Origin of the sequence: Amycolatopsis orientalis (genome assembly GCF_000943515.2) — a bacterium.
Lineage (GTDB): Bacteria > Actinomycetota > Actinomycetes > Mycobacteriales > Pseudonocardiaceae > Amycolatopsis > Amycolatopsis orientalis.
Genome location: NZ_CP016174.1, coordinates 3895166 through 3915783 on the forward strand (window position 1 = coordinate 3895166; position 20618 = coordinate 3915783).

Here is a 20618-nt window from a genome sequence, read left to right on the forward strand (position 1 = left end):
CATGACGTCATCCAGATCCGACCGTATCGCGGCCCTGTCTCCCGAATTGCGGGAGAAGCTGCGCACCAGGATGGCCGGCGCGGCCGGGCGGGCGGACGTGCTCCCCACCGCCGATCGTGACCGCCCGCTGCCGCTGTCGTTCGCCCAGCGGCGGCTGTGGTTCCTCGACCGGCTCCACCCGGACGACGCCGAGTACAACAGCGCGCTGGCCTTGAGGCTCACCGGACAGCTCGACCTCCCGGCACTGGCGGAAGCGGTGCGGGCGCTCGTGGAACGACACGAATCGTTGCGGACCACCTTCGACGAGGTGGACGGCGAAGGCGTCCAGATCATCCATCCGCCGGCGGGCCTGCCGCTGCCGGTGGCGGACGTCGCCGCCGAAGCGCTGGACCGGGTGCTGCTGGAGGAGTACTCGCGGCCGTTCGACCTGAAACGTGGGCCGTTGGCGCGGGCGTGGCTGGGCAGGACCGGCCCCGAGGAGCATGTGCTGCTGATGTGCGTGCACCACATCGTCACCGACGGCTGGTCGATGGGCGTGCTCACCGGCGAACTCGCCGAGCTGTACAACGCCGGTGTCCGCGGAGAGCGGGCCGTGCTCCCGCCGCAGCCGGTCCAGTACGCCGACTTCGCCGCGTGGCAACGGAAACGCCTGACCGGCGACATGCTCACGGAACGGCTCGCCTACTGGCAGCACAGGTTGGCCGGGCTCGCCCCGCTGGAACTGCCCACCGACCGGCCGCGGCCGGCGACCCGGACCACCGAGGGCGCAGTGCGCGAATTCAGCCTGCCGCGGGAGACCGCCGCCCGGCTGGCCGAACTGGCGCGGTCCTGCGAGACCACGCTGTTCACCGTCGTGCTCGCGGCCTGCAAGGTGCTGTTCGCGCGCTACGCCGGTCAGGAGGACGTGGCCGTCGGCACGGTCGTCCAGGGCCGCGACCGGCCAGAACTGCAGCGCGTGGTCGGGTTCTTCGTCAACACCGTGGTTCTGCGGTCCACTGTGGACCTCTCGCGGAGCTTCCGCGAACTGCTGGGTGAAGTGCGGGAGACGGTGCTTGACGCCTTCTCCCACGACGACGTCCCCTTCGAGCGGCTGGTCGACGCCGTGCACGCGGACCGCGATCCCAGCCGGAACCCGCTGTTCGACGTGATGGTGCTGCTGCACAGCGCCTCCGGGGCGAAGCCTGCCTTCGACGGCCTCGTGGCCGAAGACGTCGGCGTCGCGCGGGAATCGTCGAACTTCGATCTGACCGTCGAGTTCGAGGAACGCGACGGCGTGCTCGCCGGGCTGGTCGAATACAGCACGGCGCTGTTCGACGCGGACACCATCGACAGGCTGGTGTCCCATCTGGCGGTGCTGCTGGACGCCGTCACCGCCCGGCCGGACCGGCCGCTGGCGGAGCTTCCGCTGGCGACGGCCGACGAGCTGCGCCGGATGCTCGTCGAGTGGAACCACACCGGTCTCGACGTACCGGACACGACCGTCGTGGACCTTCTCGCCGCCCAGGCCGCGGCGACGCCGGACGAGACCGCTCTGGTGTTCCGGGACGAGTCGCTGGACTACGCGGAGCTGACCCGGCGCGTCGACGAACTCGCGGGCGAGCTGGCCCGGCGGGGAGCGGGACCGGAGCGGATCGTCGCCGTCATGCTGCCGCGGTCCGCCGAGGCCGTGGTGGCGCTGTTCGCCGTGCTGAAGGCGGGGGCGGTGTACCTGCCGGTCGACCCCGGTCTCCCGGCGGAGCGCGTCGAGACGCTGCTGCGTGACGCGGACCCGGTCGTGGTGGTGGACGAGGACTTCGAGCGCACGGGGCCCCCGGCGGTGCTCACCGGTCCTCGCCCCGAGCAGGCCGCGTATGTCATCTACACCTCCGGGTCGACGGGCGAACCGAAAGGCGTCGTGGTCGAACACCGCGCGCTGGTGAACCTGCTGGCCAACCACCGGCGGGTCTTCGGCACCGGCCGCCTGCGCGTGGCGGGCACGGCGGCGTTGTCGTTCGACACCTCATGGGAGGGACCGCTGCTGCTGGCCGACGGTCACGAACTGCATCTGGTCGACGACGACACCCGCCTGGACCCGGACGCGCTCAGCCGGTACGTCACCGACCACCGGATCGACTTCCTCGACCTGACCCCGTCCTATCTGCGGCAGCTGCTCCCCGCCGGGCTGCTGGAGGGACCGCACCGCCCGAAGCACCTGATGCTCGGCGGCGAGGCGATCGGGGCGACGCTGTGGCGCGAGCTGACGGAGCTGCCGGGAACGACCGCCCACAACTACTACGGTCCGACCGAGACCACCGTCGACGCCGTGTCGACGCCGGTGGCCGGTGACCGGCCGCTGATCGGCCGCCCGCTGGGCAACTTCCGCGTCTACGTCCTCGACGAGACGCTGTCACCCGTCCCGCTCGGCGTACCGGGACAGCTCTACCTCGGCGGTGCTCAGCTGGCTCGCGGTTACCTCGGCCGGCCGGGGCTGACCGCGGACCGGTTCATCGCCGACCCGTTCGGTGCACCCGGCACCCGGATGTACGCCACCGGCGACCTCGTCCGCTGGACCGGCGACGGAGCGCTGGACTACCGCGGCCGGTGCGACGAGCAGGTCAAGATCCGCGGGTTCCGCGTCGAACCCCGTGAGGTGGAGGCCGCCCTGCTGCGTCACCCCGTGGTCGCCGAAGCCGCGGTGGTGGCGAGGGAGGACCGGAACGGCAAGCGGCTCGTGGCCTATTTCGTAGCGGGCGGGGAAAGCCCGGACCTCGGCGAGCTGCGGCGTTTCCTGGCCGGGTCGCTGCCCGACTATCTGGTGCCCTCGGCCTTCGTCGCGCTCGACCGGCTGCCGCTGACCCGGCACGGCAAACTCGACCAGTCCGCCCTGCCGACACCGGACTTCTCGGCCGCCCGCGCGCGGTATGTCGCCCCGCGTGACGACGTGGAGCGGCTGGTGACCGGCGTCTGGGCGGACGTGCTCGGCGTCGAGCGGATCGGGATCGAGGACAACTTCTTCGACCTCGGCGGGGATTCGATCCTCGGCATCCGGGTCCTGTCCCGGCTTCGGGCCGTGCTCGGGGCGGAGGTCCCGGCGCGGCTGCTGTTCACCGCGCCGACTCCCGAGCGGCTCGCCGCCGCCCTGCCCGGTTCCGGCGGGCGCGAGGTCGCGATCCCGTTACTGGACCGGACGAACGGTGCGTTGACGGCCCCGCTTTCGTTCGCCCAGCAGCGACTGTGGTTCCTCGACGAGTTCGAACCGGGCAGTACCGAGTACGTCTCGCCGACGGCGCTGCGGCTTCGCGGAGAACTCGACACCGGCGCACTGGACCGGGCGCTGACCGCGCTCGTGGCCCGGCACGAGGCCCTGCGCACCACTTTCGACACCGTCGACGGGCACGGAACCCAGGTGGTGCGTCCGCCGTCCGAAGTCCGCGTGCCGCTCACCGACCTCAGTGGACTGTCCGAAGAGGACAGAGCTACCGGACTGGCGGCCGCACTGGCCGAAGCGTCGACGGCGCCGTTCGATCTGCGCGACGGTCCGCTGCTGCGCACCCGGCTGCTGCGGCTGGCCCCGGACGAGCATGTGCTCACGCTGGTGCTGCACCATATCGTCACCGACGGCTGGTCGGCGGGAGTGCTCACGGGAGAGCTGAGCGCGCTGTACACCGCTTTCGTCCACGGTGAACGGGTCAGCCTGCCGGACCTGCCGGTGCAGTACGCCGACTTCGCGGTGTGGCAACGCGAACGGCTCGCCGGGGCGATGCTGGACGAGCAGCTGGCGTACTGGCGTCATCGTCTCGAAGGCGTCCCGCCGCTGGAGCTGCCCACTGACCGTCCCCGCCCTGCCGTCCGCACCAAGAACGGCGCACTGCTGGAGTTCAGCGTCCCGGAAACAACCACCGCGCGGCTGAAGGAACTCTCCCGGCGGCAGGACGGCACGCTGTTCATGACCCTGCTCGCCGCCGCGCAGGTGTTACTCGCCCGCTGGTCCGGGCAGGACGACGTCGCCGTCGGTACGGTCGTCTCCGGCCGGGAACGCACCGACCTGGAAGGGCTGATCGGCTTCTTCGTCAACACAGTGGTGCTGCGGTCCGAAGTGGACCTTTCCCGGCCGTTCGACGCGTTCCTCCGCGACGTCCGCGAGCTGACCCTGGACGCCTTCGCGCACCAGGACGTCCCCTTCGACCGCGTGGTCGACGACCTGCAGCCGGCCCGCGACACCAGCCGCACCCCGCTGTGCCAGGTCATGGTGGTGCTGCACAACACGCCCGAGGGAAAGCCGGCGCTGCCTGGGCTGGCCGTCGAGGAACTGGCGCCGCCGGTGGTGACCGCGACCTTCGAACTGATGATCCAGTTCCAGGAGGTCGCCGGGCGCCTCGACGGACTGGTCAACTACAACACTGATCTGTTCGACACCGCCACGATCGAGCGGTTGACGGATGGGCTGCGGCTCGTCCTCGAAGGCGTCGCCGCCGCCCCGGACCGCCCGCTCGGCGAACTGCCGCTGCTGACCACCGGTGAGCGGCACCGTCTCCTGCACACGCTGAACGACACCACCCGGCCGCTGGACGAGGCGACCCTGCCGGAACTGGTGCGGGCACAGGCCGGGCGGACCCCGGACGCGCCCGCGGTCACCGACGGCGGCGTCACTCTCTCTTACGGCGAGCTGGAGCGGCACGCCAATCGGCTGGCTCACCGGCTTGTCGCGGCCGGGGCCGGGCCGGAACAGCGGGTCGCCGTCGTCCTGCCGAATTCGGTCGAACTGGTGGTGGCGTTGCTGGCCGTGCTCAAATCCGGTGCTGCTTATGTGCCGATCGATCCGCTGTACCCACCGGAACGCATCCGGTTCATGCTCGACGATTCCGGGCCGTTGGTGGTGCTCGACAGCCGCGAGGCGGTCCTGGACACCGCGGGGCTGCCGGAAACCGACCCGGGAGTGCGGCCGCTGCCCGGCCTGCCCGCGTACGTGATCTACACGTCCGGGTCGACCGGCAGACCCAAAGGCGTGGTCACCACCCACGGCGGACTGCTGAACTACCTCCGCTGGGCGGCCGGCGCGTATCCGGGCCTGGGCGGCACCGCTGTGCTGCACTCGTCGGTCTCCTTCGACCTCACGGTGACCACGTTGTACGGCCCCCTGCTCACCGGCGGCCACATTCGGGTGGAGGGCAGCCCCTCACCGCGGCCGCCCACGTTCCTCAAGGCCACCCCGGGGCATCTGCCGCTCTTCGGGGCGCTGGACGAGGACGACCTGTCGCCGACGGGTGAGCTGGTGGTCGGCGGCGATCAGCTTCTCGGGCCGGTGGCCGAAGGCTGGCGCGCGGACCATCCGACCGCGGTGGTGGTGAACGAGTACGGGCCGACCGAGACCACCGTCGGCTGCATGGAGTACCGGGTCGAGCCGGGGCAGGAGCCGTTCGACGGCGCGGTTCCGATCGGTCATCCGATCTGGAACACGCGGCTGTATGTGCTCGACGGGCTGCTGAACCCGGTGCCCACCGGGGTCGCGGGCGAGCTCTACGTCGCCGGTGCCGGGCTGGCCCGTGGGTACTTCGGACGGCCGGGACTGACCGCGGCCGGGTTCGTCGCGTGTCCCTTCGGCGCACCGGGGGAACGGATGTACCGGACCGGGGATGTGGTGATCCGGCGGCACGACGGCGAACTGGAGTACCAGGGCCGCGCCGACCAGCAGGTCAAGATCCGGGGCTTCCGGATCGAGCTCGGCGAGATCGAAGCCGTGCTGGCCACGCATCCGGACGTCGGCGAGGTCGCCGTGGTGGCCCACGAGGCGGACGGCACCCGGCGGCTGGTCGCGTACCTGGTCCCGGCGCCGGGCGCCGCGGTGCCGGGGACCACCGCGCTGCGGGAGTTCCTCGGCCGCACCCTGCCCGCGCATATGGTGCCCGCGGTGTTCGTCGGTCTCGACGCACTTCCGTTGAACGCCAACAGGAAGCTCGACCGCCGGGCACTGCCCGCACCGGACGGGCACGTGGCGGCGGGCCGCCGTTACGTGGCCCCGCGGACGCCGGCCGAACGTGAGCTGGCCCAGGTGTTCTCGGCGGTGCTGGGCGTCGAACAGGTCGGCGCGGAGGACAACTTCTTCGGCCTCGGCGGCGACTCGATCCTCAGCATCCAGGTCGTGTCGAAAGCGCGTAAGGCGGGGTTTTCCCTGTCGTCGAAGGACATCTTCCTGCATCAGACCGTGGCCGAGCTGGGTTCGATCGTCGAGGCGCGGGTGGTACCGGAGATGGTCCGGGCCGTGGAGCCGTCCGGGCCCGCCCCGCTCGGGCCGATCCAGTCGTGGTTCTTCGAAACCGGCCTCGACGACGGGCACTTCACCATGTCCGTCCACATCGGACTCCGGGCGGACGTGGACCTCACGCGCCTGACCGACGCCGTCAGCCGGGTGGTGACGCACCACGACGCCCTGCGCATGCGGTTCTCGCGGGTGGCGGGTGAGTGGGTGCAGGAACCGGCGCCGGACGAGGACAACGCGCCGCGGATCGTTCGGCTGCCCACCGCGGACGAGGACGGGATGCACGCGGCCGCGCTCGCCGCGCAAAGCTCGCTGAACCTGACCGAAGGGCCGTTGTGGCGGGCGATCGTGTTCGTGCCCGGTGAGGAGGCGCCCCGGCTGTTCTTCACCGTGCACCACCTCGTCATGGACGGCGTGTCCTGGCGTGTCCTGCTCGCCGACATCGAGGCCGCCTACCGGGGTGAAGACCTCGAACCGGTCGGCACGTCCTACACCGCCTGGGCGCGTTCGCTGGCAGGCCACGTCCGGGCGGGCGGGTTCGACGAGGACCTCGAATACTGGAAGACCGTGTTCAGCGACACCAGTCCGGAGCTGCCGGTCGACCGGCCCGGCCGCAACGAAGCGGGCTCGGCGCGCACGGTCTCGGCGAGCCTCGGCCGGGCCGAAACGACCGCGCTGCTGCAGGACGTTCCCTCGGTCTACCGGACGCGGGTCAACGACGTCCTGCTGGCGGCGCTCGGCCGGGTGCTGGCCGGGTGGACCGGCCGCGACCGCGTGGTGATCGCGGTGGAAGGCCATGGCCGTGAGGAGATCGTCGACGGGCTCGACCTGTCCCGCGCGGTCGGCTGGTTCACCGCCCAGTTCCCGGTCGCGCTGAGCCTGCGCCCGGCCGCGGACTGGGGCGAGGAGCTGAAGTCGGTCAAGGAACAGGTGCGCGCGGTGCCGAACAAGGGCGTCGGCTACGACGCGCTCCGCTATCTCGGCCGGGAAGCAACCTCGGCGAACCTGCTGCGGGACGACCCGGTGCCCCGGATCTCGTTCAACTATCACGGGCAGTGGGATGTCGCGCCGTCCGGCGAGAGCCTCTACCAGGACCGGCACGAGTCGCTCGGCCGGGACATCGCCGACGCGAGCGAACGGACGTACCTGCTGGACGTCATCGGTGTCGTCGAGGACGGACGGTTGCGGCTGTCCTGGGAGTACTCCGCCGCCCTGCACGACGAGGCCACGGTCCGGCGGCTGGCCGAAGGCATGGTCGAAGCCCTGCGGGAGGTCGTCGCGCACTGCGCCCTGCCGGACGCCGGGGGCCGCACGCCGTCGGACTTCCCGCTGGCCAGGCTCGATCAGTCCCAAGTGGACCGGATCGCCGGCGACGGCGGAGACGTCGAGGACATCTACCCGTTGACCCCGCTGCAGGCGGGCATGGTCTTCCACAGCCTCGTCGACGCGGATTCGACGGCGTACTTCGACCAGTTCCGGCTCCGGCTCTCCGGTGTCGCCGAGCCCGTCTTGTTCGGCCAAGCCTGGCAGCAGCTCGTCGACCGGACGCCGATCCTGCGCAGTCACGTGGTGTGGGAGGGCGTCGACAAGCCGTTGCAGGTGGTCCGGCGCCACGTCGCGGTGCCGGTCCGGCAGCTCGACTGGCGTGGACTGTCCGAAGAGGACCGACAGAACGCGTTGACGGAGTTGCTGGCGGACGACCTCGCCGCGGGCATGGACCTGACGGCCGCGCCGCTGATGCGCCTGGCGATCGCCCGGCTGACCGACGACGAGGTCCAGTGCGTATGGACCTCGCACCATGTCCTGCTCGACGGCTGGAGCACCGCGCAGATCTTCGGCGAGGTGTGCGAGCGGTACGCGGCCCTCGTCGGCGGGCGGCGGCCGGAAGTGCCGTCCCGCCGCCCGTTCCGCGACTACCTCGGCTGGCTGGCGGAGCAGGACGGCCAGGAGGCCGAACGCTACTGGCAGCACGTCCTCGCCGGTGTCGAGGCACCCACGCCGTTGCCGTACGACCGCCCGCCGGTCGAGGCCCACCGCGCCGAATCGGGCGAAACGGTGCTGCTCGAACTCTCCCCCGAGGAGTCACGGCGGCTGCACGCGATGGCGAAGCGCACGGCGCTGACCGTCAACACCGTGGTGCAGGGCGCCTGGGCGCTGCTGCTGGCGCAGTACAGCGGCGAGCAGGACGTGCTGTTCGGCACCACCGTGTCCGGGCGTCCGGCCGAACTGCCCGGCGTCGAATCGATGATCGGCATGTTCATCAACACCGTGCCCACCCGGATGCGAGTCCGAAGTGGACAGACCGTGGCGGACTGGCTGCGTGGGGCACAGGCGGAGCAGGCGGACTCGCGGCGGTTCGACTTCCTGTCCCTGGCACAGCTGCAGGCGCTGACCGACGTGACGGCGGGAACCCGCATGTTCGACAGCGTGGTCGTCTTCGAGAACTACCCGATCGACGACGCGGCGGGTGATGACGGCGTCGTGGTGCGGGACGTCGATTCACTGGACACCACGAGCTTCCCCCTGAACCTGACCGCGTATCTGCACGAACGGCTCGGACTGGAGCTGTCCTACGACCCGCGGCTGTTCGACGCGGCGACGGCCGAACGGCTGGCCGGGCAGCTGGCCAGGCTGGTCCGGCGGATCACCGAGGAACCGGACAGCCGCGTCACCGAGTTGTCCCCGCTCGGGAACGCGGAGCGCCGACGGCTGCTGGTGGACTGGAACGACACCGCGATCGACGTTCCCGGGGGCACGGTGCTGGACGTGTTCCGCGCCCACGTGGCCCGCGCCCCGCACGCGACCGCTTTGGTCTTCCGGGACACCGTCCTGGACTTCACGGAGCTGGACGAGCGGTCGGATCGGCTGGCAGGCCACCTGATCGCGCGGGGCGCCGGTCCGGAGCGGGTGGTCGCCGTGGTGCTGCCCCGTTCGGTCGAATCGGTCATCGCGGTCCTCGCGATCTTCAAGGCGGGCGCGGTGTACCTGCCGGTGGACCCGGACCTGCCCGCCACCCGGCTCGAATGGCTGCTGCGGGACGCGAGCCCGGCTGTGGTCCTCGACGACCCGGCCCCGATCCGCGACTGGTGCGACCGGCCCTCACCGGCCGGGTTACCCGGCGCCGAAGCCGATCACGCCGCGTACGTCATCTACACGTCCGGGTCGACCGGGCTGCCCAAAGGCGTGGTCGTCGAGCACCGCGCCCTGCTCAACCTGCTGGCCGACCATCGCCGCGTCTACCTGGCCGATGCCACCGAGACCCGGATGCGCGCGGCCCTGACCGCCGCGTTCTCCTTCGACACCTCCTGGGACGGCCTGCTGTTCCTTCTGGACGGACACGAGTTGCACGTCCTCGACGACGACACCCGCGTCGATCCGCGCGCCGTCGCCCGCTACGTCGACGAGCGGCGGATCGATTTCCTCGACCTCACGCCGTCCTACCTCCAGCAGTTGCTGGCCGACGGGCTGCTGGCCGGTGCGCACCGGCCCGGCACCCTGATGGTCGGCGGCGAGGCGATCGGCGAGACGTTGTGGCGTGACCTGGCGGGCATCCCCGGCACGGCCGTCTACAACTATTACGGCCCCACCGAGGTCACGGTGGACTCGGTGTTCCGCCGCGTGCACGGGGACAGGCCGCTGATCGGGCGGCCGGGCGGGAACGTGCGGGCCTACGTGCTGGATCGCTCGCTCTCGCCGGTCCCGGCCGGTGTCCCGGGCGAGCTGTATCTCGCCGGGCTCCAGCTCGCCCGCGGCTACCTCGGGCGCCCTGGCCTCACCGCGGATCGCTTCCTCGCGAACCCGTTCGGCGGGCCGGGCGAGCGGCTGTACCGGACGGGCGACCGCGTCCGCTGGACGACCGGCGGCGAACTGGACTACCTGGGCAGGCTCGACGAGCAGGTCAAGATCCGAGGTTTCCGCGTGGAGCCGGGCGAGATCGAAGCCGCTCTCCTCGGGCACCCCGCCGTCGCCGAGGCCGTCGTCATCGCCCGCGAAGACGAGCCGGGGAACCGGCGGCTGGCCGCCTACGTCGTGCTCGACGACGAGGGACCCGACAGCACCGATCTGCGGGCCTGGCTGCGCCGCACCGTGCCCGCCCACCTCGTGCCGTCCGCCTTCGTGGTGCTCGACCGGCTGCCGCTGACCCGCAACGGCAAGGTCGACCGGCGTGCGCTTCCCGCGCCGGAAAGCAGCGGCACCGGCAGGACGTACGTGGCCCCGCGTACCTCCGTCGAGCGCACGCTGGCCGAGATCTGGTCCGAGGTGCTCGGAGTGGAGCGGGTCGGCGTCGAGGACAACTTTTTCGAACTGGGCGGCGACTCCCTCCTCAGCATGCGGATCGTGTCGCGGGTCCGGGCCGCGTTCGGCACGGACGTCTCCCCGCGCGCGTTGTTCTCCGACCCGGTGCTCGGCCGGTTCGCAGCCGCGCTGGCCGAGCAAGGGCCGGCGGGCCGGGCCATTCCGGTGACCGATCGCGACGGCCCGCTGCCGCTGTCGTTCGCGCAGCAGCGGCTGTGGTTCCTCGACGAGTACGAACCGGGCAGCGTGGAATACGTGTCGCCGACGGCCTTGCGGCTGCGTGGCGAGCTCGATGTCGCGGCGCTGGCCGACGCGCTGACCGCCTTGGTCGCCCGGCACGAGGCACTGCGGACGACGTTCGACGCGGACAGCGGGCACGGTGTCCAGCGCGTCGGCGCGCCGTACGCGGTGGGACTGCCGCTGGACGACCTCAGTGGACTGTCCGAAGAGGACAGATCAGCCGCGCTGCACCGGACGCTGGAGCGCGAGGTGCGGCAGCCGTTCGACCTGCGGACCGGCCCGCTGCTGCGGGCGAGGCTGATCCGGCTGGCGCCGGACGAGCACGTGCTCACGCTGACGCTGCACCACATCGTCACCGACGGCTGGTCGTCCGGCGTGCTCGTCGGCGACCTCGACGCGCTCTACACGGCGTTCGTCCGCGGCACGGAGGCGGAGCTGCCGGAGTTGCCGATCCAGTACGCCGACTTCGCCGTGTGGCAGCGGCAGGTCGTCGAAGGCGAACTGCTGGCGGAGCAGCTCGGCTACTGGCGCGACCGGCTCGACGGCGTGCCGCCGCTGGAACCGCCGACCGACCGGCCCCGGCCCGCGGTGCGCACCACGAACGGCGACTGGTACGCGTTCGAGGTCCCGTCCGGACTGGTCACCGCGCTCAAGAAGCTCGCCAGAGGTCAGGACGGCACGTTGTTCATGACGCTGGTCGCCGCCTGCCAGGTGCTGCTGGGCCGGTGGTCGGGGCAGGACGACGTCGCGGTGGGCACGGTGACGTCCGGCCGGGACCGGCCGGAACTGGAACGGCTGATCGGTTTCTTCGTCAACACCCTGGTGCTGCGGTCCACAGTGGACGCCAAGAGAACGTTCCGGGAGCTGCTGACCTCTGTCCGGGAGACCGTTCTCGGCGCCTTCGCCCACCAGGACGTGCCGTTCGAGCGGGTCGTGGACGCCGTGCAACCCGAGCGTGACGTCAGTCGTACGCCGCTGTTCCAGGCGATGGTGGCCTTGCAGAACACCGGCGACCCGGTGCCCGAAGGCGGCGCTCTCGCCGCCGAGGAGATCGCACTGCCCTCGGCGACGGCGGCGTTCGACCTGCTCGTGCAGTTCGAGGAACACGACGGCGGCCTGCGCGGCGCCGTCAACTACAACACCGACCTGTTCGACCAGGCCACCATCGAACGGCTGACCGGCCGGCTGCGGCTCATCCTCGAAGGCGTCACCGCCGCCCCGGACCGTCCGCTCGGCGAACTGCCGCTGCTGACCGCCGGTGAACGGCACCATCTGGTGCACACGCTGAACGACACCCGGCGGCCGCTGGGCGCGGCCACCCTGCCGGAACTGGTGCGGGCACAGGCCGAGCGGACCCCGGACGCGCCCGCGGTCACCGACGTCGGCGTCACCCTCACCTATGCCGAGCTGGAGCGGCACGCCAACCGGCTGGCCCACCGGCTGATCGCGGCCGGGGCCGGGCCGGAACACCGGATCGGGCTCGTGCTGCCGAACTCGGCCGAACTGCTGGTGGCGTTGCTCGCCGTGCTCAAATCCGGTGCCGCCTACGTCCCGATCGACCCGATGTACCCGCCGGAACGCGTTTCCGCCGTGCTCGGCGACTCCCGGCCCTTGACGGTGCTCGACGACCGGGAAGCGGTACTGGACACCGCGGGGTGGCCGGAGACCGACCCCGGAGTTCGGCCCTTGCCCGACCACCCCGCCTACGTGATCTACACGTCCGGGTCGACCGGCAAGCCCAAGGGCGTGATCACCACCCACGGCGGGCTGCTGAACTTCCTCCGCTGGGCGGCCGAGGCGTATCCCAGCCTGAGCGGAACGGCCGTGCTGCACTCGTCGGTCTCCTTCGACCTCACGGTGACCACGCTCTACGGCCCGCTGCTCACCGGCGGCCGGATCCGGGTGGCGGGCACCCCGGCACAGCGGCCGCCCACCTTCCTCAAGGCCACGCCGGGTCATCTGCCGCTCCTCGATCTCATGGACGACGACGATCTGTCGCCGACCGGCGAGCTGGTGGTCGGTGGGGACCAGCTGCTCGGCTCGGTGGCCGACGCCTGGCGCGCGGACCACCCCGGCGTGGTGGTGATCAACGAGTACGGCCCGACCGAGACCACCGTCGGCTGCATGGAGTACCGGGTCGGGCCGGGACAGGAACTGGCCGCGGGCGCGGTCCCGATCGGGCATCCGATCTGGAACACGCGGCTGTACGTGCTCGACGCCCGGCTGAACCCGGTTCCCGCCGGGATCGCGGGCGAGCTGTATGTCGCGGGTGACGGCCTGGCCCGCGGGTACTTCGAGCTGCCGGGGCTGACCGCGGCCGGGTTCCTCGCGTGCCCGTTCGGCGAGCCGGGGGAGCGGATGTACCGCACCGGCGACGTCGTGATCCGGCGGCACGACGGCGAACTGGTCTGCCTCGGCCGTGTCGACGAGCAGGTCAAGATCCGGGGCTTCCGGATCGAGCCGGGAGAGGTCGAAGCCGCCTTGCGGAGCCATCCCGACGTGACCGAAGCCGTCGTCGTGGCCCGCCGGGACGACGGGCAGGCGCGGCTGGTCGCCTACCCGGTGCCCGCGGCGGACCTCCCGGACGCGGCCACCCTGCGGGAGTTCCTCGGCCGTTCGCTGCCCGAGTACATGATCCCGTCGGCGTTCGTGCCGCTCGACGCGCTTCCGTTGAACCGCAACGGCAAACTGGACCGCAACGCGCTGCCCGAGCCGGAGGCGCCGGTGGCCGCGACGACGTTCACCGAACCGGAGGGGCCGGTGGAACGGGCACTCGCCGGCATCTGGGCCGAAGTCCTCGGCCTCGACCGGGTCGGTGCCCACGACGGATTCTTCGAGCTGGGCGGGGATTCCATCCTCAGCATCCAGGTGGTGCACCGCGCCCGGCAGGCGGGCTGGCGGATGACGTCGAAGGCGTTGTTCCGGCACCGGACCGTCGCGGAACTGGCGAAGGTCGTCACCCCCGTCGAAGCCGAACCGGAGGAGCGGGAGGCCGTCGCCGGGGAAGTACCGCTGACCCCGATCCAGCGGTGGTTCTTCGACGTGCACACCGCCAGCCCGCACCATTTCAACCAGTCCGTTCTCGTGGAACTGGATCCGGCGGTGGACCCGGCGGTGCTGCGGCAGGCACTCGACGCCGTCGTCGCACACCACGACGCGCTGCGGATGCGGTTCGAGCGCGTCGAGGGGGAATGGCGGCAGCACAACGATCCCGTCGGGCCGCCGACGGCGTTGCGGATCGAGACCATGTCCACAGTGGACGAGCGGGACCGGCGGGCGCTGATGGAGGAAATCGCCGACGAGGCGCACTCCGGGTTCGACCTGTCCGCGCCACCGCTGCTCAAGGCCGTGCTGTTCACCCGCGAGCCGGGGCCGCTGTTGTTCCTGGCCGCGCACCACCTGGTGATCGACGCGGTGTCCTGGCGGATCCTGCTGGAAGATCTCGATCGGGCCTACCGGCAGACGGCCGGCGGCGAACCCGTCGACCTCGGCGCGAAGACGACGTCGTTCCGGGACTGGTCGCGACGGCTGCGGGAGTTCGTCGACGGCGGCGGTCTCGACCACGAGCGTGACCACTGGTCGCGGGCGCTGCCCGCCGGTGAACTGCCCGTCGACCGGGCGACGCCGGTCCCCGGCACCCCGGCGGAGTCCGTGACCGTCCGGCTCGACGCCGGCGACACCGACGCGCTGTTGCACCTCGCCCCTGGCGCCTACCGCACCCGCATCAACGACGTCCTCCTCGCGGCGCTGGCCTGGGCGCTGGCGCGGTGGACGGGTGAGGAGCAGGTCGCCGTGGATCTGGAGGGCCACGGCCGGGAGGAGATCTTCGACGACGTCGACCTCACCCGCACGGTCGGCTGGTTCACCACGCTGTTCCCGCTGGCGCTCGAAGTCACCACCGCGGACGAGCCGCGCTGGCGTGACCTGGTGAAGTCCGTGCGCAGGCAACTGCGGGCGGTGCCCGGCAACGGCTTCGGTTTCGGTGCGCTGCGCTACCTGCGGTTCCCCGAGCTGGGCGGGCGTTCCCCGCAGATCTCGTTCAACTACCTCGGGCAGGGCGACGACACCGCCGCCGGAACCGGGCTTTACCGGGCCTCGCACGCGCCGATCGGCCGCGAGCAGGATCCGGCGGACCCGGGTGGCCATCTGCTGGAGGTGGTCGGCGGCGTCCAGGACGGACGGCTCGAATTCTCCTGGTTCCACCGCCCGGACCGGCACGACCGGGCGACGGTGGAGGCGGTCGCCGCGGACTTCGCCACGGCCCTGCGCCGGATGGCCCAGGACTGCCGGGGAGGGCGAGCATGACGACGCTGCTGTCGCGCAACCGCGACTACCGCCTGTTGTGGGGCGGCCAGGTCATCTCCGAGACCGGTTTCAGCACGTCGATGATCGCCTTCCCGCTGCTGGTGCTGGCCGTGACCGGCTCGGCGGCGCAATCCGGTCTGGTGCTCGGCGCGGTCGCGATCGCCCAGCTCGCCGCCGGGCTGCCCGCCGGGGCACTGGTGGATCGCTGGAACCGCAAGAAGATCATGCTCGCCTGCGAGGCCGTGCAGGGTCTCGCGGCCGCCGCGCTGGTCGCGGCGCTGTGGTGGGGGGTGGCGAACGTGGCGATGATGATCGCCGTCGCCGCGGTGATGGGATTGTGCCGCGCGCTGTTCGAACCCGCCGAGGAGGCGAGCCTGCCCCGGCTGGTCACCGTGGACCAGGTGCCGTCGGCGGTGGCGATGAACGCGGCGCGGTCGAGCGCCGGGCAGCTGTCGGGCACGGCGCTCGGGGGATTCCTGTTCGCCCTCGGCCGGATGGTGCCGTTCGTCTTCGACGTGATCGCCCATGTGCTCGCGTTCGCCGCCCTGCTGTTCGTGCGGCTGCCGCCGAAGCCGGTGGAACACCGGACGGCGACCCCTCATCTGGGCCGGGAGATCGTCGCGGGCTTGCGCTGGGTGTGGCGCCAGCCGCACGTGCGGATCACCGCGGTGTGCGCGATCTGCCTGAACCTGTTCTTCAGCGCGTACTACCTGGTGATCATCGTGCTGGCGGACTCGCGCGGTGTCCCGGCGGGGGAGATCGGCGTGATGGCCGCGATGCTCGGCGGCGGCGGCATCCTCGGCGCGCTCGCGGCGCCGTACCTGCACCGCAAGCTCAGCCCGTACGTGCTGATCATCAGCGTCTTCTGGGCCTTGACCGTGCTCACCCCGCTGGCGGTGTTCGTCCACAATGGATACCTGATGGGCCTGCTGTTCGCGGCGATGGCGTTCCTCCCGCCTGCCGCCAACACCACCATCAGCACCTACCAGTTGCTGCTCACCCCTGACGCGATGCGCGGACGGCTCGGCGGCGTGATGGGCGTGACCGGCGGCCTGGCCGCCGCGGCGGGTCCGGCGCTCGGCGGCTGGCTGGTCGACGCGGTGCCGGGCGGCACCGCCGTGCTCGTCTGCGCGGGCGCGATCGCCGTGGTCACGCTTCTCGCCACCTTCAACCCCACACTGCGCCGGTTCCCCCGTCGTGTCGACGAGACCACCGCGGACCTGCCCGAAGAACCAGAAATGCTGGACACGAAAGGAAAGTCGAATGGCTGACGAAAACACCTACCAGGTCTTGATCAACGACGAAGAGCAGTACTCCCTCTGGCCGTCGGACAAGGAGATCCCGGCGGGCTGGCGCGCCACCGGCCACCGGGGCAGCCGTCAAGAGTGCATGGACCACGTCGACGAGGTCTGGACCGACATGCGCCCCCGCAGCCTCCGCGAACGGATGGCTTCGCTTGAGGGGTAAGACAAAGATGTCGTGCCCCGACGAGCGTCCGGACTGGCTGGCGGAAGCCGGGCCGCGGCTCCGAGCGACACTCTTCTGAGGATAAGTGTCCGGCTTGGGTCGTTTGTGCGGTTTCGCGAGGTGGTCGTGAGTGGCAAGGAGCGTTAGAACGCTCTTTGCCACTCACGACCCTGTTCAGGAACGTGCATTCAGGCATCAACCGGACGCCGAGTCGCCGAAACTGTCCTTCGCGGACAGGCCCCGTCTCGCGAGGGAGTCCCACGTAGGCCGCCAAGTAGTGAAGGCCTCCTTCCCTACCTTGAGGGTAGGCAAGGGGACCTTCACGGCATCGAGCCGATCACGCCACGTTTGCCTTACCTCTCAAGCGGTAGACGCGCCGAACTCGACCCCCGTGCGCCGGCGCACGGACATGGGCAGGTGCGTGGCTCCGGCACTTGGTCACCGGAGCCACGCATTTGGCGAACACGGCACTTCGGCCCTTGAGCGAGTGCGGACATCGTCCTGCTCCATCCGGCGTAACCGGTTGCCTGCACATCGCCCAGTGCGGTATCGGCCTGATGACCGGTGGCGAAGGGCGTGGCAAGGTGAGCGGAGCCCTGGACAGGGCCGAGTGGAACGCTCATCATCCTTGGCATCCGGAAAGTGGCGACGCCTGTGCTCGGGCACCTCGACGAACGCGACGTGGAGCGGTGGCGTGCCGGTGACGCGAACGCGATGCGCGCCGACCTCGACGACGCTCTCGGCATCGGAGAGCAGCCGAGCCCGCTCTCCGATGCCGAACTGATCGAGGCCGTGCGCGGCGGGACCGTTCAGGCGTACGGCAGCCTCTATGCCCGCCACGTCCAGGCCGCCCGGAATCTGGCTCTTCAGCTGGCGAAGTCGTCGGCCGACGCCGAAGACCTGGTGTCGGACGCCTTCGCGAAGGTACTCATCACCCTGCGCGCGGGCGGCGGACCCGGCTCGGCGTTCCGCCCCTATCTGCTCACGACAGTGCGCTACGCCGCCTACGACCGTTTCCGGCAGCAGCGTCGGCTCGAACTGGCCGACGACCTGGAAGCGGTTCCCGGCGCGGAGCGGGTCACCAGCCTGCCCTTCCGCGACACGGCGGTCGCGGGCCTGGAACGCGCACTGATCACCAGGGCGTTCGCCGACCTTCCCGAGCGCTGGCAGAACGTGTTGTGGCATACCGCGATCGAGAACCGATCGCCGGACGAACTCGCGTCGACGTTCGGGCTCACCCCCAACGGCGTCGCCGCGCTTGCTTACCGGGCCCGCGAGGGCCTGCGGAAGGCGTATCTCCAGGCTCATGTCACGGGCGAGCCCGCCGAACGGTGCCAGGCGGCGGTCGGCAAACTGGGCGCGTGGACTCGTGGCGGCCTGTCCCGGCGTGAATCCATCCAGCTCAACGCCCATTTGGACGAGTGCGCCGCCTGCCAGGCCGTCGCCACCGAACTGGCCGACGTCAACGGCGCGTTGCGGGGCATCGTCGCCCCGATCGTGCTCGGCGCGGGCGCCGCCGGTTATCTGGCCGCGACGGCCAAGGCGAGTGCGTCCGCCGTCACCGCGCCCGCAGTGCTCGGCGCGGCGGCCTCGGCTGTCGTGTTCGCCGTCGCCGTGGGGATCGGGACGCTCGGCCCGCCGCCCCGGGCGGGAGCCCCCGCGACCGCCGCCGCACCACCCGCGTCCAGCAGCAGTGCGGGCACTCCGACCACGCCACCACCGGGCGGGGCGTCCGCGCCGACTTCGACCGTTGGCGCTACGACGCCGTCCACGACCGGCCGGCCGAGCGCCACCACGCCGGTGACCACCACGACCACCACGGCGGCCACCGCGCCCTCGCTGGTCGCGGAGGGGCCCAGCGGGTTCACGATGTCCACCGGCGGGCCACCCTCGGACTTCCCGATCACCGTCCGCAACACCGGTTCGGCGCCCGCCGCGCCCATGACGGTGACCCTGACCCTGCCGGACGGCGTGAAGGTGGTCGGACCGGGCGACCCTCCGGCCGGATCGATCGGCTGCCCCGCGGGCAGCGGCACCGTGACCTGTACCGCGAAGCAGCAGCTCCCGCCAGACACTTCGGTGACGTTCGTCTTCCGCCTGCTCGCCGGGCCGAAAGCCGCCGACGGCACCCTCACGGCCACCACCGGCGCGGTCCGGGTGGAGGTACCCCTCACCGTCAAGGGGAAGAAATGACGCCGTTCCGCTCGTCGACCGTGCGGCGGGTTCCCCGGCAGCTCTTCCCGGTTGGTTCTCCCGGAGGAACTTCACCCCGGGATTCGTCCGGCGGGACGAACGGGGAGCCCCCGAATCCTCCTAGGGTCCTCACCAGCCGGTCCGGGCGAGGCCGGATCGACCTTCGGGAGTGCGGACACCGGTGCCGAGCAAACCGCATACGAGTCTGAGCCGCGTCATCGAAGCACTCGGGGACGTGCTCCTCGAGCCGATCGCGGTCGGCCGGGCCGCCCGTCGCCACCTCGGCGGCGTGGTGATCCACGACCCGTACGACGACGCCGAGTTCCCCGAGCGGGCTGTGGTGCTCGGGGTCGGGGTGCGCGATCCCGAGGAGATCGTCAAGCTGCTGCACGAACTCGGCGAACGCGGCGCGTCCGCGCTGGTCGTGCGTTCGCCGGTGTCCGCTCCGGCCGGACCGGCGCGGGCGGCGGCGTCCTCCGGCGTCGCGTTGCTCGGGCTGGCGAACAGGGCGTCGTGGACGCAGCTGGCCGCGATGCTCCGCACGTTGCTGGCCGAGGGCGACGTCGGCGACGTCTCCCCGCAGGCACTCGGCGGAATCCCGGCCGGCGACCTGTTCGCGCTCGCCAACGCGATCGCCGCGCTGCTCGACGCGCCGATCACCATCGAGGACCGTGACTCGCGGGTGCTCGCGTTCTCCGGCCGCCAGGACGAAACCGATCCGCCGCGGGTCGAAACGATCCTCGGCCGCCAGGTGCCGGAGCGCTACACCCGTGGCCTGGAGAAGAGCGGCTTCTTCGACCGCCTCTACAGCGAGACGGGACCGGTCTATTTCGATCCGGACGACGACGAGGGCGAGAACCGTCCCCGGGTGGTGGTCGCCGTCCGGGCGGGCGATGAGGTGCTCGGCTCGATCTGGGCCGTGGTCGATCACGCGCTGAGCGAGGAACGCGCGGTGGCGCTGACGGACGCTTCGAAGATCGTGGCGTTGCATCTGCTCCGCCTGCGCGCCGGATCCGATGTCGAACGCCGGCTGCGCGCCGATCTGGTGAGCACCGCCCTCGAAGGCGGACGTCAGGCCCCGGAAGCCGTCGCACGCCTGGGCCTGCTGGGGCAACCCGCCGTCGTACTCGCGATGGGTTTGCTCGACCCGGCAGGCGACGATCCCTGGCTCGCCACCGAACGCCAACGGGTCGCCGACGCGCTCGCCATGCATCTGAGCGCGGTCCAGCCGCGCTCGGCGGTCGCGCTCATCGGCGACGTCGTGTACGGAATCGTGCCGGTGCCCCGAAACCACGGCGATCATCAGGAACGCTCGGTACGCGTCGCGACCGCGTTCCTGGAACGAATCGGGCACCGGGTCTCCGCGGTGATCGGCGTCGGACCGCCGGCCTTCGAGGGTGCGGGCCTGTACGACTCCCGCAGCGGGGCGGACCGGGCGTTGCGGGTGCTGCTCGCCGACGGCGGCTCCAACCGGGTGCTCACGGCCGAGGACGCGCACGTCGACGCGCTGATGCTCGAGCTGGCGGACCTTTCCGCGGCCCGCGGCGATGTCGCGACCGGGCCGATCGCGAGGCTGCTGGCCTACGACCGCGAACACCAGTCCCAGTTCGTGCACACGTTGCGGTGCTGGCTCGATTCGTTCGGGGACACCAACGCCGCGTCGGCGGCGGCATACGTGCATCCGAGCACCTTCCGCTACCGGTTGCGCCGGCTGGCCGAGGTGGGCGGAATCGACCTCGACGACCCCCGGGCCCGGTTCGCGGCGATGGTGCAGCTGCATTTGCTGCTTCACGGCATGCGGCCCGGAGAAGCCTGAGTCCCGTCCGCGCGGATGAACTTTCCCCTCCGCTCTCCTCGGTCCGGACGAACAAAGGACCTCCCG

General features: G+C 71.3%; 5 protein-coding genes. All 5 read left to right on the forward strand.

From position 1 onward, the window contains the following. Position 1 precedes the first annotated feature (1 nt). The 5 genes from SD37_RS17105 (at position 2) to SD37_RS17125 (ending at position 20552) form a co-directional block, all read left to right on the forward strand. Positions 2-15076: a non-ribosomal peptide synthetase gene (locus SD37_RS17105; protein WP_044850574.1), complete on the forward strand. Its 15075-nt coding sequence runs from the start codon at positions 2-4 to the stop codon at positions 15074-15076. Further along, on the forward strand, positions 15073-16347 hold the full coding sequence (locus tag SD37_RS17110; RefSeq protein WP_044850573.1) for an MFS transporter: 1275 nt from the start codon (positions 15073-15075) through the stop codon (positions 16345-16347). The genes SD37_RS17105 and SD37_RS17110 overlap by 4 nt, the downstream gene beginning before the upstream one ends. Further along, positions 16340-16543 carry an MbtH family protein gene (locus SD37_RS17115; RefSeq protein ID WP_044850572.1) on the forward strand — a complete coding sequence of 68 codons (204 nt, stop codon included), beginning with the start codon at positions 16340-16342 and terminating at the stop codon, positions 16541-16543. The genes SD37_RS17110 and SD37_RS17115 overlap by 8 nt, the downstream gene beginning before the upstream one ends. 642 nt (positions 16544-17185) lie before the next feature. Beyond that, positions 17186-18736: a sigma-70 family RNA polymerase sigma factor gene (locus tag SD37_RS44155; protein WP_145926647.1), complete on the forward strand. Its 1551-nt coding sequence runs from the start codon at positions 17186-17188 to the stop codon at positions 18734-18736. 181 nt (positions 18737-18917) lie between these two features. After that, positions 18918-20552, forward strand: a complete 1635-nt coding sequence (locus tag SD37_RS17125) for a PucR family transcriptional regulator (RefSeq protein WP_145926648.1) — start codon at positions 18918-18920, stop codon at positions 20550-20552. Positions 20553-20618 lie beyond the last annotated feature (66 nt).

Bases quoted from the DNA above. Each gene is read 5' to 3' on its own strand.
- SD37_RS17115 (WP_044850572.1), top strand. From the start codon at position 16,340: ATGGCTGACGAAAACACCTACCAGGTCTTGATCAACGACGAAGAGCAG.
- SD37_RS17110 (WP_044850573.1), top strand. From the start codon at position 15,073: ATGACGACGCTGCTGTCGCGCAACCGCGACTACCGCCTGTTGTGGGGC.
- SD37_RS17105 (WP_044850574.1), top strand. From the start codon at position 2: ATGACGTCATCCAGATCCGACCGTATCGCGGCCCTGTCTCCCGAATTG.